The organism is Psychrobacter celer (assembly GCF_016107555.1).
GTDB lineage: Bacteria > Pseudomonadota > Gammaproteobacteria > Pseudomonadales > Moraxellaceae > Psychrobacter > Psychrobacter celer.
On the sequence record NZ_JABASU010000033.1, the window covers coordinates 15,436 to 29,355 of the forward strand.

At 49.1% G+C, this 13,920-nt stretch carries 14 protein-coding genes; 12 read left to right on the forward strand and 2 right to left on the reverse strand.

Going from position 1 to position 13,920, the window contains the following annotated elements; genetic code table 11:
* Nucleotides 1–8: 8 nt before the first annotated feature.
* Nucleotides 9–1,457: a phosphohexomutase domain-containing protein gene (locus JFC05_RS11890; protein ID WP_198337024.1), complete on the reverse strand. Its 1,449-nt coding sequence runs from the start codon at nucleotides 1,455–1,457 to the stop codon at nucleotides 9–11.
* 279 nt (nucleotides 1,458–1,736) lie between these two features.
* On the opposite strand from JFC05_RS11890, the gene mazG reads away from it, so the two are divergent.
* From mazG to yjgA, 8 genes are all read left to right on the forward strand, one after another.
* Complete coding sequence (gene mazG, locus JFC05_RS11895) at nucleotides 1,737–2,606, forward strand: nucleoside triphosphate pyrophosphohydrolase (protein ID WP_198337025.1); 870 nt, start codon at nucleotides 1,737–1,739, stop codon at nucleotides 2,604–2,606.
* Nucleotides 2,590–2,994, forward strand: a complete 405-nt coding sequence (locus JFC05_RS11900) for a ComEA family DNA-binding protein (RefSeq protein ID WP_227697547.1) — start codon at nucleotides 2,590–2,592, stop codon at nucleotides 2,992–2,994. The genes mazG and JFC05_RS11900 overlap by 17 nt, the downstream gene beginning before the upstream one ends.
* A 163-nt stretch (nucleotides 2,995–3,157) precedes the next feature.
* Nucleotides 3,158–5,368, forward strand: coding sequence for a polynucleotide adenylyltransferase PcnB (pcnB, locus tag JFC05_RS11905; protein WP_198337026.1), 2,211 nt, complete (start codon nucleotides 3,158–3,160; stop codon nucleotides 5,366–5,368).
* A gap of 24 nt (nucleotides 5,369–5,392) precedes the next feature.
* Nucleotides 5,393–5,983, forward strand: coding sequence for a 2-amino-4-hydroxy-6-hydroxymethyldihydropteridine diphosphokinase (gene folK / locus JFC05_RS11910; protein ID WP_198337027.1), 591 nt, complete (start codon nucleotides 5,393–5,395; stop codon nucleotides 5,981–5,983).
* Between the two features lie 51 nt (nucleotides 5,984–6,034).
* Nucleotides 6,035–6,835 carry a 3-methyl-2-oxobutanoate hydroxymethyltransferase gene (gene panB, locus JFC05_RS11915; protein ID WP_198337028.1) on the forward strand — a complete coding sequence of 267 codons (801 nt, stop codon included), beginning with the start codon at nucleotides 6,035–6,037 and terminating at the stop codon, nucleotides 6,833–6,835.
* Nucleotides 6,836–6,926: 91 nt separating this feature from the next.
* Nucleotides 6,927–7,808 carry a pantoate--beta-alanine ligase gene (panC, locus tag JFC05_RS11920; protein ID WP_198337029.1) on the forward strand — a complete coding sequence of 294 codons (882 nt, stop codon included), beginning with the start codon at nucleotides 6,927–6,929 and terminating at the stop codon, nucleotides 7,806–7,808.
* Between the two features lie 174 nt (nucleotides 7,809–7,982).
* The gene (rapZ, locus tag JFC05_RS11925; RefSeq protein WP_420850571.1) at nucleotides 7,983–8,960 is read left to right on the forward strand and encodes an RNase adapter RapZ; all 978 of its coding nucleotides are present in this window, start codon (nucleotides 7,983–7,985) and stop codon (nucleotides 8,958–8,960) included.
* Nucleotides 8,961–9,016: 56 nt separating this feature from the next.
* On the forward strand, nucleotides 9,017–9,529 hold the full coding sequence (gene yjgA, locus JFC05_RS11930) for a ribosome biogenesis factor YjgA (RefSeq protein WP_198337030.1): 513 nt from the start codon (nucleotides 9,017–9,019) through the stop codon (nucleotides 9,527–9,529).
* 300 nt (nucleotides 9,530–9,829) lie between these two features.
* Here the strand turns inward: yjgA and JFC05_RS11935 are convergent, their stop codons facing one another.
* Nucleotides 9,830–10,450 (reverse strand): thiol:disulfide interchange protein DsbA/DsbL, encoded by a 621-nt coding sequence (locus tag JFC05_RS11935; protein ID WP_075102176.1) that lies wholly within the window; start codon nucleotides 10,448–10,450, stop codon nucleotides 9,830–9,832.
* A gap of 346 nt (nucleotides 10,451–10,796) precedes the next feature.
* On the opposite strand from JFC05_RS11935, the gene ubiG reads away from it, so the two are divergent.
* The 4 genes from ubiG to JFC05_RS11955 all read left to right on the forward strand — a co-directional run bounded on the left by ubiG (nucleotide 10,797) and on the right by JFC05_RS11955 (nucleotide 13,795).
* Nucleotides 10,797–11,645 (forward strand): bifunctional 2-polyprenyl-6-hydroxyphenol methylase/3-demethylubiquinol 3-O-methyltransferase UbiG, encoded by an 849-nt coding sequence (ubiG, locus tag JFC05_RS11940; RefSeq protein ID WP_198337031.1) that lies wholly within the window; start codon nucleotides 10,797–10,799, stop codon nucleotides 11,643–11,645.
* Nucleotides 11,646–11,700: 55 nt separating this feature from the next.
* Entirely contained in the window at nucleotides 11,701–12,411 is a 711-nt protein-coding gene (locus JFC05_RS11945) for an HAD family hydrolase (protein WP_198337032.1), read from the forward strand.
* Nucleotides 12,412–12,510: 99 nt separating this feature from the next.
* The gene (locus tag JFC05_RS11950; protein ID WP_198337033.1) at nucleotides 12,511–13,344 is read left to right on the forward strand and encodes a YciK family oxidoreductase; all 834 of its coding nucleotides are present in this window, start codon (nucleotides 12,511–12,513) and stop codon (nucleotides 13,342–13,344) included.
* 184 nt (nucleotides 13,345–13,528) lie between these two features.
* On the forward strand, nucleotides 13,529–13,795 hold the full coding sequence (locus tag JFC05_RS11955; RefSeq protein WP_075102180.1) for a DksA/TraR family C4-type zinc finger protein: 267 nt from the start codon (nucleotides 13,529–13,531) through the stop codon (nucleotides 13,793–13,795).
* Nucleotides 13,796–13,920 lie beyond the last annotated feature (125 nt).

Genomic DNA, 13,920 nt, shown 5'->3' on the forward strand with positions numbered 1-13,920 from the left:
ATATCAACTTAAGCCAAGACCGCGCCTTGACCATTTAACCATGCTTTTATTTCAGCAATTTTGTCTTCAAGAAGCACTTCATCCCCTTTGGTTTCAATATTGAGACGAATCAAAGGTTCTGTGTTTGATGCACGAATATTAAAACGCCATTGGCCAAAGTCTAGGCTTAACCCATCTAAGGTATTCTTCTCTGGGTTTTGTGACTGATAGTGTGTGTCGATGGCACTTAAAATCTCATCGCTACCGACTGTAGTCAGTTTAAAGTTGATTTCACCTGAGCTTGGATAAGCGCTTATACGCTCATCGACTAACTGCCCTAGAGATTTGCCAGTCGTTGATAACAGCTCGATGGTTAATAACCAAGGAATCATACCGCTGTCGCAGTAGAAGAAGTCGCGGAAATAATGATGCGCACTCATCTCACCGCCATAAATGGCACCAGACTCTCGCATCACTTGTTTGATAAATGAGTGCCCTGACTTGCTGATGACCGCCTTACCGCCAGACTCTGCAACAATGGCTTCGGTGTTATAGATAACGCGAGGGTCATAGACGATTGAGGCGCCCGTATTTTTTTGCAAGAACGCTTGAGCCAACATGCCAACGATGTAACTGCCTTCGACAAACTCACCTCTGGCATCAAACAAGAAGCAGCGGTCAAAGTCACCATCAAAGGCAATACCCATATCTGCTTGATGTTCAATCACCGCTTGTTTGGTTGAATCGCGATTGGCCAAAATCATAGGGTTGGGAATACCATTCGGGAAGCTGCCATCTGGGGTATGATGTAACTTAATGATTTCGATAGGCGCATTTTTTTGCTTTAAACGCTGTTCAAGTAGGTCGATGGTTGGGCCAGCACTGCCATTGCCTGAGTTAATGACCACTTTTAGCGGCACCAACTTATCAGTGTCGATAAAGCCCATTAAATGATCAACATAAGCGGTTTTATCGAGCTTTTGAGCCACTTGACCTATTGTTGTTTGCTCAGCAAAGTTGCCATTTTCAGCCAACTTTTGAATGTCTGCTAGACCTGAATCTGCGCTGATAGGACGCGAGCCTTCACGAACCAGTTTTAAACCGTTGTAATTGATAGGGTTGTGGCTGGCCGTTACCTCAATGCCGCCTAGTACTTCATAATGACTGGTCGCAAAATAGACTTCTTCGGTACCGGTCATGCCCAAATCAATCACATCGACACCAGCATCAATGATGCCTTGAATCGCGGACTGCTTGAGCGTCTCGCTCGAATCTCTGATATCCGCACCAATCACAATGCAGTTGTTAACGTCATCACTGATGCCATTATTTTTACGCTGGCTGGACAAAATCTGCGCAAAGGCGCGACCAATACGGTAAGCGATGTCTTCGTCAAGATTGACCCCAAGCTCACCGCGAATATCGTAGGCTTTGAATGAGGTAATGGGCTTGTGCGGGAACGAAGTCGGTGTGGTCATTTTTAGCTCTTATTTGGTCAGTTGGTACGTTTTTGATAGTTCACGCTTAGGTTGTGCCTATCGTTATGACGACATTCTAGCATTTTTATTGTGGTATTTTTATTTCCATTATGTAGACTCAGCACATAAGGACTGAAGCTCAAAGATATCTGAGACTGATACGCTAATCATTTGCTCAATATAAAAGTAAGACGGTGCGGCGTAAGTAAATTTGTTATTGTATGATGCCATAGCCTATCCTTAGTGTTTATTGTCATTAAAGAAACAAGAGAACTGAGTATGTTAGAAACCCATAATAATAAAATTACGCCACCACAAGCCGTCGAGGGCACACCCAAAGCCACAGGCGATATCAATGACCTGCTCGCATTGATGGCCAGATTGCGTGCAGATTGCCCATGGGACGTTAAGCAAACCAACCACAGCCTCATTCCATATGCCATTGAAGAGGCGTATGAGTTGGCTGAAGCGGTGCAAGAGGGTGATGTTGAAGACATCAAAGGCGAGCTTGGCGATGTGCTATTACAGGTGGTTTTCCACTGCCAAATTTATGCAGAAAAGCATCAGTTTGATTTAAGCGATGTTATTTATACCCTGCAAAGCAAGCTAATCCGCCGTCATCCGCATGTGTTTGAAGCAGATAAGCTGGCTGATGATGAGGCGGTTAAAAAACGTTGGGATGAAATCAAAGCATTAGAAAATGCGGAACGTGAGCGCCGTGGCAAACCAAAGCGCAGCTTAGATAATGTCAAAGCAGGCAGTGCTTTGATGCAAGCACAGAGTTTGCAAAAAGAAGCCAGTAAATTAGGCTTTGACTGGGACGGTATCGAGGGCGCGATTGAGAAGCTGGAAGAAGAAATTGCTGAACTCAAACAAATCATTCCAGCTGATGGGCACAAGCCCGATGTAGCGTTAAAAGCGGAGCTTGAAAAAGAGCTGGGCGATTGTATGTTTGCGCTGGTCAATGTGGCACGTAAGCTCAGCCTCGATGCAGAAGCGGCAACGCTGACCTGTGTGCATAAATTCAAATCACGCTTTGGCTATATCGAAGCACAGTTAGCGCAGTTAGGTAAAAGCTTGGAAGATAGCGATATTGAGGAGATGGATGCCTTGTGGGAGGCGGCAAAACGACATGAACGTTCATCATAAGCCTAGCTTGATCGGTGCTATGCTCAGCACAGCCGTCAGTGCAGTCGGTGCGGCTGCCGCTGGGGCAGTACTTATCATGACGCTCATGCTAAGCGAGGCCTTGGCAGCGACTTGTTTTACCAGTCCGCAGCAAGCATACGCGTCTTTATTGGCGCAAGAGGCCGCGCAGTTGCAAGCACGCACGCAAACGGTGGTCAATATCAATCGTGCTGGTGAGGGCGAGCTGGTCTCGCTGCACGGTATCGGTAGTAGTAAGGCGCAGGCGATTGTTTTATACCGCGAGATGTTTGGCGGTTTTCAGACGGTCGATGACTTGGCAAAGGTCAAAGGCATCGGTCAGAAGACCGTTGAGAAAAACCGAGCGCGCATCAGCGTACAAGATGAATAAAGGCGTTTGGCAATAATCAAGGCGAATATTGACAAAATAGCACGTAAGTAGCGGTCATAACACACCCAGCAGGCGCAAAATTTGTTAAACTAGTCGTTACATCCGCCTGATAAACACTGTGTCTGTTAGGGGTGATCAAAGAATACCGGCGAGGAGTAGATGCATGGCCGAGCGTGCCGCCAAGCAGTTAGAACTGAATAAATCTGAATTACCCAATTCCATTACTGAAGTCATTGCCACATTGACCCGAGCTGGGTTTGATGCCTATATCGTCGGGGGCGGGGTGCGTGACACATTATTGGGTCTGCGTCCAAAAGACTTTGACGCAGTGACGGATGCCAAGCCGCATGAGATCAAAGACGTCTTTGGAAAGCGCTGCCGTATCATCGGTCGCCGCTTTCAATTGGCGCATGTGTATTCTGGCCGTGAGCTGATTGAAGTGGCGACGTTTCGCGGACCACCGACCAACAACGCCAATACCAACCAAGATGGTATGATTTTGCGCGACAATGTCTGGGGCGATATCAAACAAGACTTTGCCCGTCGTGATTTTTCTATCAATGCGCTCTATTATCAACCACTCAAAGGCGTGGTCCATGATTTTTGCGGGGCGCTTGACGATATCGACAACCGTATCATTCGTCTGCTTGGCCACGCGCCTACTCGTATCGAAGAAGACCCTGTACGTCTGCTACGGGCGCTGCGTTTTAAGGCCAAGCTTGGCTTTGAGTTTGATGAGGCATTGGCGGAGCAGTTTCATGAGGACAACTGGGCGCTACTTGAGCAAATATCGCCGCATCGTCTCTATGATGAGACGCAAAAGATGTTTACCGGTGGCTATTTGGTGCCGCTATTGCCGTTATTGTTTGAGTCAGGGGCGATGGATAGCTTGGTCATTTATCCACCTGCTGAGCCAAGCGCACTGGTCAAGCAAGTGGCGATCAATACCGACAAGCGCATCGCTGCTGGCAAAAGCATCAATCCGGCGTTCTTTTATGCGGCGCTATTGTGGGAAAACTACCTGCACCAGCTAGAAAAAGCCAAAAAACGCAACATGCCTTTTGCCGATGCGCAACTGCACGCCGCTGGTAAAGTCATCGACCGTCAGCGTATCAAAACCGCCATTCCAAAGTTTGCTGAGCAATTTATCCGTGATATCTGGATTTTGCAGCCCAAACTGTCCGCACCGCGTAACAAGCAAATCGTCCAGCTCTCTGAGCATCCGCGCTTTCGTGCGGGTTTTGATTTTTTATTGCTGCGTGAGCAGTGCGGCGATGCCGAGCATCCCTTGTCTGAGTCGACCAATGGTATGGGCGAATGGTGGCAGACTTATCAAACCTTGTCCGAGAAAGACAAGCAGCAAGCCATCGCTGATTTTGATGAAAATATCCGCCGCGGCGCTTACAAAAAAGGCCAACGCGGCCGTGGGCGCAATCGCCAAAACCAAAAGTCAGATAGCAGTATCGATAGCGTGACAGATACCGCGTCGTCCAAGCCATCAAATGCGCCTCAAAAAGACAGCGCTGATACAGGTGGTATTCCTGCGCGTCGTCGCCGTGCCAAATCACAGCCAGCGACTAGCAAATCAAATAGTCAGCCAAACAGTAAGTCAAGCGCTGGTCGTCATGATGACAATCAGCCATTGTCGCAGGACGAGGCGGAGCTGGCACAGTTGCAGCAATTGTCACTGGCCGCTATCAAGCAGTCGCACAAAAAGCCGGCCGCGCCAAAGCCACTGTTTGTCATCGAGCACGAAAAAGTCGTACCGCCGCTAAAAAAACAGCTGCCGCAAGATAAAGAGGCTCAGAGTGCTGCTCAAGACAAACAGAAAGCCGCGCCTAAACAGTCGCAAAAACGACCGCAAAAACAATCAAAGGTGCAAGCAGAAAGCTCAACCACAACACAGCAGACGCCATCGGCTCAATCCGTTAGCCGCGAGAATAAGCAAGCAGCCGTCGCATCGGTGCCAGATAAGCCTGCGCTCACGGTTGCCCAGTCGCCAGCATTGGTGAGTCTCAATAATGCGCCGATACCTTATCAGCGTCGCCGCCGTCAGCCCAGCAGGACTGCTACTACGACCAAACCGCAAGCGACCGATGCCAGCGAGCAGATGCCTGTAAAACCGGCTAAGGCTTATGCAAAACAAGCGCCAAAACCTGCTGCTCAGTCTACTACCGAAGCTGAGCCGCCAGCTAAGCGCGGCACAGACCATAAAGAAGCCGCTACCACTAAAAAAACAAAAACGTCCGCGCCCAGCACAAGCAAAAAAACACAAACTGCAATGCCTCAGCCGCTCATCAGTTTGATAGAGGCGGATAAAGGCCCGATACCCGCAAAGCGTCGCCGTCGACAGCCTAGTGCTGAAGGCGCTTGATCGGTGACTGCGAGAGCCAATGGTATGAATAATCGCCTTCATAACAGTCAAAGTGCCGATGGTGCTGTAGACGTCAATAGCACAACTGATCACGGCAGTAATCAGGACGCGGCAGAGTGGGCATGCGCCTATGTGGGATTGGGTAGTAATTTGGCCAATGAGCTGGGCTCGCCGACCGAACATCTACAGACCGCCCTCAACGCGATACAAGCGCATGCGCAGATACGTCATCTGCGGGTATCATCGTTTTATGCGTCAGCGCCGATGGGGCCACAAGACCAGCCTGACTTTATCAATGCGGTCGCGGGGTTTGAGACGACGTTATTGCCGTTTGAGCTATTGGCGTTTTGTCGGCAGCTAGAGGCACAGGCAAAACGCGCGCGTTTGCGCCGTTGGGGCGAGCGCAGTTTGGATATCGATATTTTGTTATATGGTCAGCTGCTAATGACGGACGCTAAGCTGACTATACCGCATGCTGGATTGTGTGAGCGTAACTTTGTCTTGCTGCCGCTACGTGAGATAGCGCCAGAGCTACAGGTATTGGGTAAGCCGATTGCGGACTATCCACCAAGCTGCGATTGGACAGGCCTCAAATTATTAAAAAGTAACTCATGAGCGGTGCGCTCGCCAGATATTCAGCTGATAATCAAAAGGATTGAGGGCCATATGACGACGTTATCTACGCTAAATAAATTTAAAAAAGAAGGCACCAAGTTTACGTGCCTAACCTGCTATGATGCGATGTTTGCGCGGATGATGGACAAGGCGCAGATTGACACGATCTTAATCGGTGATAGTTTGGGGATGGTCGTTCAAGGCCATGACTCAACGCTGCCAGTTACGGTTGACGATATGGTTTATCATGCCGCCAATATCGCTCGGAGTAACAGCAGCGCTTTGATTTTGGCAGATCTGCCGTTTATGAGCTACGTCACGTTGCCAGAAGCGGTGGCCAATAGCCGCAAGCTGATGCAGGCGGGCGCGCACGTGGTAAAGATAGAAGGTGGTCGTGAGCTGTGCGAGCTGGTCACAACCTTAGCGCGGGCAGGCACCCCAACGTGTGTGCATCTGGGGCTGACGCCGCAGTCGGTCAATGTCTTTGGTGGCTATAAAATCCAAGGCCGCGGTGAGATGGCAGCAGACAAGCTACTGGCTGATGCCAAAGCCGTCGTCGACGCAGGCGCAGCGCTGCTAGTATTAGAGTGTGTGCCCGCTGAGCTGGCCAAAGCGGTGACCCAAGCAGTCACGGTACCAGTGATCGGAATCGGCGCAGGCGCAGATACTGATGGTCAAGTGCTGGTCATGCATGACATGCTCGGTATGGCGCACGGCCGCGTGCCGCGTTTTGTCCATGATTTTTTGACCGATGAGCGCAATCGTGCTGGCAGTATTGAAGGCGCATTTGCCCTGTATCAGCAGTCGGTACGTGAGGGCAGCTTTCCTACCACCCAGCATCAATTTAGCTAATTTTAAGTTGGATTGATGATAGTTTGACAATTCTAGTGAGTTTGACTTTGTTTTTCGGCAATTACGATTATTAAGAACAGAAGGCTTTATCATGCCCATCATTTATCAGCAGATATCAGACTTACGTGCAGCGCTGCAGCCGCATCGCACTCAGCAATCTATCGCTCTGGTGCCGACGATGGGCAATCTGCATGATGGCCACCTTGAGCTGGCAAACATCGCCAAGCAACACGCTGACATCGTGGTGGTGAGTATTTTTGTCAATCCCACGCAGTTTGGTGAAGGTGAAGATTTTGATAGCTACCCGCGCACGTTGGACGACGATGTGGCAAAGCTTGCCACAGTGGCAGCGGACTATGTCTTTGCGCCCAGTATCGAGGAGATGTATCCAGTCTTGCCGCCCGCGACAGCAGTTCTGGCAGGGACGATTAGCGCGCAGCTATGCGGGCAGTCACGTCCTGGACACTTTGATGGAGTGGGTATCGTGGTGTCAAAGCTGTTCAATATCATCCAGCCTGATGCGGCAGTGTTTGGACAAAAAGATTACCAGCAGTTGGCGATTATCAAGCAGTTGGTGCGAGACCTTAATTATCCGCTAGAGGTTATCGCCGCGCCCATTGTCCGTGCTGCTGATGGTTTGGCGCTATCATCACGCAATCAGTACTTAACGGCCAGCGAGCGGCAGGTGGCTCCTGTGCTCCATCAAGCGCTGCAAAGTTTGGCGCAGCAATTGCAAGATATAAAGATAGCACCGCAAGGCTCGATATTGCCGCACATAGCGGCGCTACTTGCACAGACGCGTGAGCACCTCACAAATGCAGGGTTTACTGTTGACTATTTAGAGATAAAAACCGCTGAGCTGGATGCTATTACAGAGGATTTTGATAAAGATAAGCAAGACATGGTTATTTTGGTAGCGGCATGGCTTGGGCGCGCGCGTTTATTGGATAATCAGCTAGTGACGCTTAAGTAGTCATTATGCAATTCGCCGTCATATCATTAGATATCGTAATATGCAGGAAGCAATAGCGTCAACTAACGACAACAATTGCCATAGCCGCTCTGTGGCAAAAGCAAGGCCGCTTTTATGATGGCTAAGTAGCGTGGTTTAGTATGTATGGCTTGGATAACCTAGGACAGGTGGATGATGGACATGGATCAACACAATAGCAATCAGCAGTCTGAGCAGGCTTTGGAGCAAGTGCGACGGCCAGCCGCCGCCGATGCACTTAGCATCCTTGTCGTCTCAGGCCGCTCAGGCTCTGGCAAAACATCAGTGCTCAATATCTTAGAAGATCTTGGGTATTATTCTATCGATAATTTGCCTTTGTCTTTGGTGCCACAGGCAGCTCATAAGCTGGTGAGGGAAAGCAGTATACGCCGTATCGCCCTTGGAGTCGATATTCGCACACCGCGCGCTGATTTGTCTAACTTTGCAGAGACTTATGAGGCGCTAAAAGCAACGTATGGCAAGCAGGCGGTCAAAGTCGTTTATGTCACCGCGCAAGAGCATACTTTAATCGCGCGGTTCAATGCCACTCGCCGTGTCCATCCGCTGATGTCGCAAGATGTGGATAGTGATAATGCCCGTCATATCGCCTTTAACCTGCCAGCGGCTATCAAAAGAGAGATAGAGCTGCTAGAGCCGATAGCAGGTCACGCTGATATCAGAATCGATACCAGCAGCTTAAATATCCATCAGTTAAAAGACAGCTTACGTGCGCATATCGGCATGGACAATCAGATTGTCATCAATCTTTTGTCTTTTGGGTTTAAGTATGGCAGCCCTATCGATGCTGATTTTGTCTTTGATGTAAGGGTGTTGCCAAACCCGCATTGGAACCCTGAGCTGCGAGCGGCGACTGGTCTGAATGCAGAGGTTGCCACATTTTTTGCCGACTATCCAGAAGTGGCAGAAATGACCGATGATATCGATCAGTTTTTGACGCGCTGGCTGCCTGAGTTTTTGCACAACAACCGTCATACCGTGACGGTAGCGATTGGCTGTACAGGCGGCAAGCATCGCTCGGTGTTTATCACAGATGCTTTGCAGCGCCGTTTGGCACAGAACATGCCAGCAGGGGTCAAGGTGTTGGCCAAGCACCGCGAAAAAAGCCGGTGGTAAACTCCTAGCAGACGTGCATTTTATTATTTTATTATTCATCACTTCGGAACGCTTTTATGATTGACTGGTCAGAACAGGAGATGCGCGTCTCGCGCACAGAACTCAAAAAAGCCCATGAGCGCTTACAGCAGTTATCGATACCGCTTGCAAGCTTGTCGAAAAAACAGCTAAAAAAACTGCCAGCCAGTGATTATTTTATGGCTGAGCTGATGGCATTGGCGGACATCACCAGTGCCAATGCGCGCAATCGTCAGACCAAGCGTGTGGGTAAGCTTATCGGCGAAGAAAACCGCCACGAGCTTGTCAAAGCGTTGTTTGATGCCTATTTTCCAAAAGAGCAAGTCTCCAAAATCGAGAGCTGGTATGATCGCCTCAATATCAATGACGAAGGCACGCTAAAGCAGTTTGTCAAACAATACAAAGCTTCTGAGCGCAACAGCATGTATCAGCTGTTGTTATGGATTGAATACGCCAAACACATGCAAGATGACGAGCTACTAGCAGAATCAGAAGCCGATTTGGCCAGTTATATACGAGAAGTGGCCATCTTGTCGCAGCTCAAAAAATAACTGCCCAGCGTCGCTATAGTGATTTCAGTATAAAAACGATACAGTGGGACTGGGATGAATTTTACGCAGCATCTGTCGGCGTAGGCACAGCACGCAAGAAAAATTTATACCAGTCCCACGTTGACATACAATGTATCTGTTTTATTTAGAATCGACTATATCAATGCTATAAACGCAAATAAATAAAAAAGCCAATCATCAAATGATTGGCTTTCGTTTATAGGCTTACTATCACGATGTGCCCGAGCGCTGCGATAAGACCAAAGCACTCGGTTAAATTACTTGGTTAAAGGGCTGGGTTTATTTCTTTTCAGCGCGTGCTTTGTCGACCAAATAATCAACGACCTTGGGTACTTTGGCGCTTTCACCGGTGACGACGTATTTGCCTTGTACCACGACTGCTGGCACCCCTGAGAGCTGATAACGCTTTGCGCCAGCTTGTGAGCGGCCGATTTTTGTGCCGACGGCAAACGAGTTGTATAGGCTGTTAAATTTCTTTTCATCCACACCTTTTGACGCATACCACTTGCTCAATGATGCTTGGTCAAAGAGTTTTTTGCCGTCTTTATGAATGGCGTCAAACAAAGCGTCGTGGGTTTTGTTTTCAAACCCTAATAGCTGGGCGGCATAAAAACCGCGGGCGTTGGCTTCCCAAACAGGGTTTAGCGCCGCTGGGGTTTTAAAGAACGCGACATCTTTGTCTTTGGTTTTTGCCCACTTTTCCATATGCGGATTGAGGACGTTACAATGCGGGCAGCCATACCAAAAAAACTCACGAACAATGATGGCGTCACCGCTGATTTTTTCTGGATTGTCGAGCACGCGATAGTCTTTTCCGGCGACATAGTCGGCAGCTTGTGCGCCCATAGTGGCAAGTCCAATAGCCATAGCCAGACCAGTCAGTGTAATGACACGTTTCATACTTTATCCTTGAGATGTATAAACTTAGGGTGATGATGGGTTTTACCGCTTAGACAGGCCAAAAGTGCTAAAAGCTGTATAAACGATATAGTGTCGAGTACGGTCGACCTACCATAGAGTAGCGCCTATGATAACGTAAAACATAGGCGCTTGTGAATCCGATTCTTAACGAATGGTTGTAAAGCTGTGAGCGAATCAATAGGCATGACTCACAATCCGTGACGATGTACCTCACGACAAAGCCGCTACTCTCATGCTAATATTGAGTGTATCGTCGTGCGCGTTGTAGACGTTGTACGATAATCCCTTCATATACGACACTTATAATGACAATAAAGGAAATATCATGAGCTCAGTCCATGCCTCTTCGTCAAATGCCAATGAGCAAACCGATAGCCGCGTCAATGATGCCGAGACTAACAGCATCAATGTGGATGCCAGCGAGGTGGATAAATTTAATAAGCTGGCAGGGGAGTGGTGGAGTAGCACGGGCGCCTTTGCGACATTGCACGAAATCAACCCACTACGCCTCAACTGGATAGAAGAAAATATCAAACGCGGCTATCAAAGCGCGCAGTCCTCTGTTGATAAGCAGCACACTGATAAGACCGCTGAGCAGGGTCTGGCGGGCAAAAAAGTGCTGGATGTGGGCTGCGGCGGCGGGATACTGTCAGAGTCAATGGCACGCCGCGGCGCAGATGTCACAGGCATTGATTTGGGAACCGAAAACCTAAAAGCTGCCGCCCTCCACGCCGAGCAAAGTGGCCTTGGGCACACGCTTCGCTATCAGCATATCCCTGTAGAGACGCTGGCAAAAACGCACGCCGGTCAGTTCGATGTGGTGACCTGCATGGAGATGCTGGAGCATGTGCCGGACCCTCAGTCGATTGTGCAGGCGTGTTTTGAGCTGCTGGCACCAGGCGGGGTGTGCGTGCTATCGACGATCAACCGCAATCCCAAGTCTTATTTGTTTGCCATCATTGGTGCAGAGTATGTGCTGCGTCTGCTTGATCGCGGCACTCATGATTATGCCAAGTTCATCACCCCCGCTGAGCTTGATAAAATGGCTGTCCATGCTGGATTTAGACGCCAAGACATCATTGGCCTGCATTATAATCCGCTGACCAAACGCTACTGGTTGGCACAAAACGTCGATGTCAATTATATGATGGCGGTACAAAAGCCCCTACGATAGCGCCGCCCTCAAGTGATTTTGCCTATATTTATCTTTTAGACTAAGAGCATTTATTATGAGCCAATTTGTAAAAGCGGTTTTATTTGACCTTGATGGGACGTTAATCGATACTGCTGCTGACTTTGTCCGCATCATCGCAAAGATGAGCGGTGAAAACGATTGGCAAGCGCCGCCGGAAGGGCAAATTCGAGAGCAAGTCTCTGCCGGAGCCTCGGCCATGGTGCAGCTGATGCTGCGTCATAATGATCAACTGCAAGCGAGTGATGAAGAGCTGCAGCGCTTTCGTCAGCAGTTTTTGGACGATTACGAAGCAGATATCTGCGTCGATAGCTGCGTGTTTCCTGCGCTCGACGAGGTACTGAGCACACTGGAAGCAAAAGGCGTGCCATGGGGTATCGTCACCAATAAGCCGCGTTATTTGGCCGAGCAGCTGCTCAGTGTGATGCAATTAGATGAGCGCTGCTCGGTGCTGGTCTGTCCTGATGATGTATCACGCTCAAAACCTGATCCTGAGCCAATGTATGTGGCCTTAGAAAAACTCGGTATTCCGCGCGGTGCGGCAGGCTGTGTACTGTATGTCGGCGATCATATACGCGATATCGAAGCCGGTAACGCCGCTGGCATGCCGACGATTTTGGCCGCTTATGGCTATATCCCGCCTGAAGACCAAAAAAGCCTAAAAAAATGGGGCGCAGACTATATTACTGAGACGCCTGAAGCGTTGAATAAACTTTTATTGTCTTCGGGGCAGTTCGATTATTTATAGCCTCTACAAGATAAGCACTACAAGCTAAGCCTTAAAAGCCATTTATCGAAATAACGATTAAGCATCCTAACTATTTAATAATAAGCAGTGAGTAATGCCATGAGTGACACTACGAATCAGCCAACCAAACCGCAGAGCAGCACAGACACAGCTGGTTTTACCCAGCCGTTGACACATGACGAGATACGCAGCTTTATACCCCCTGACAATTGCTTGGATGGCAAGACTATTTTGGTGACAGGAGCAGGTGACGGTATCGGGCGGGTCGCCGCCTTGACTTATGCGCGCTATGGCGCGACTGTATTGTTGCTCGGACGTACCAGCAGCAAGCTTGAGTATGTCTATGATGAGATTGAGAGCTTTGGCGGCAAGCAGCCTGCCATGCTACCGATGAACCTAGAGGGTGCCACTTATGCCGAGATGCAGCAGCTAGAGGGGCTGATCGATAAAGAAATCGGCCAGCTAGATGGTATCTTGCATAATGCTGGTCTGCTTGGGCAGCTGACACCGCTTGAGATGTATGACGTCGATACCTTTGCACAAGTGATGAAGGTCAACTGTACGGCGACATTTATGCTGACGCAGGCGCTACTACCGCTGCTCAAAGACGCAGACAATGGCTCTATCGTCTTTACCTCTAGTAGTGTGGGCACGCATCCGCGCGCGTTTTGGGGTGCCTATGCGCTCTCCAAGCAGGCAGTGGAAGGTATGAGCGATATCTTTACCCAAGAGACAAAAAACACCACCAATTTACGTTTTAATTGTATCAATCCGGGTGGGACGCGTACCAACATGCGTGCTCATGCCTACCCAGGAGAAAACCCCATGAGCCTAAAAACCCCTGAGGATATCATGGCAGGTTATGTCTGCTTGATGAGTGATGCCAGTATCGGTGTGCGTGGGCAGGTGGTGGAGTTGCAACCAAAAGACTAGTGATCGCCAATAAGCAAAATGGCTCAGGCACGTCTCATCATGCTTAGCCTATATCTGATGATGGCGTCCTCATCTACCGCCCCTAACTGGCATTGTAATCCATAAAGATATCCCCATCTATTTGTTATTAAAGGCTTTTATTGTTTAAAAGCTAAATAGCATTAATAATAAATAGGATGACGTTATGGCAGGTGGATGGTCAAGAGATGGTGCTGAGCACGAGCAAATGGATGCAACGGTCAACGACGCATTAGAGCGGGCGCGACGGGCTATGCCTAAAGGTGAAAGCGCTGAGTTTTGTGATGAGTGTGGCAATGCGATCCCACAAGCACGGCGACTGGCCGTACCCGGTGTGCAGCACTGTGTCGGCTGTCAGAGTGAGCTTGAAAAAACCGCACGGGCAACGGAGCTGTTTAATCGGCGTGGTAGTAAGGACAGTCAGCTTCGATAGCAGGCACACATGATAAGAACCCCAGTTCGGGATAAGCGCTCAAAAAAAAGATAAAAAAAGAAGTCCGAAGTTGCTAAAGTAAGTTTACCAAGACCACTTAAGCAAAAAGGACTTCTTACATGGAC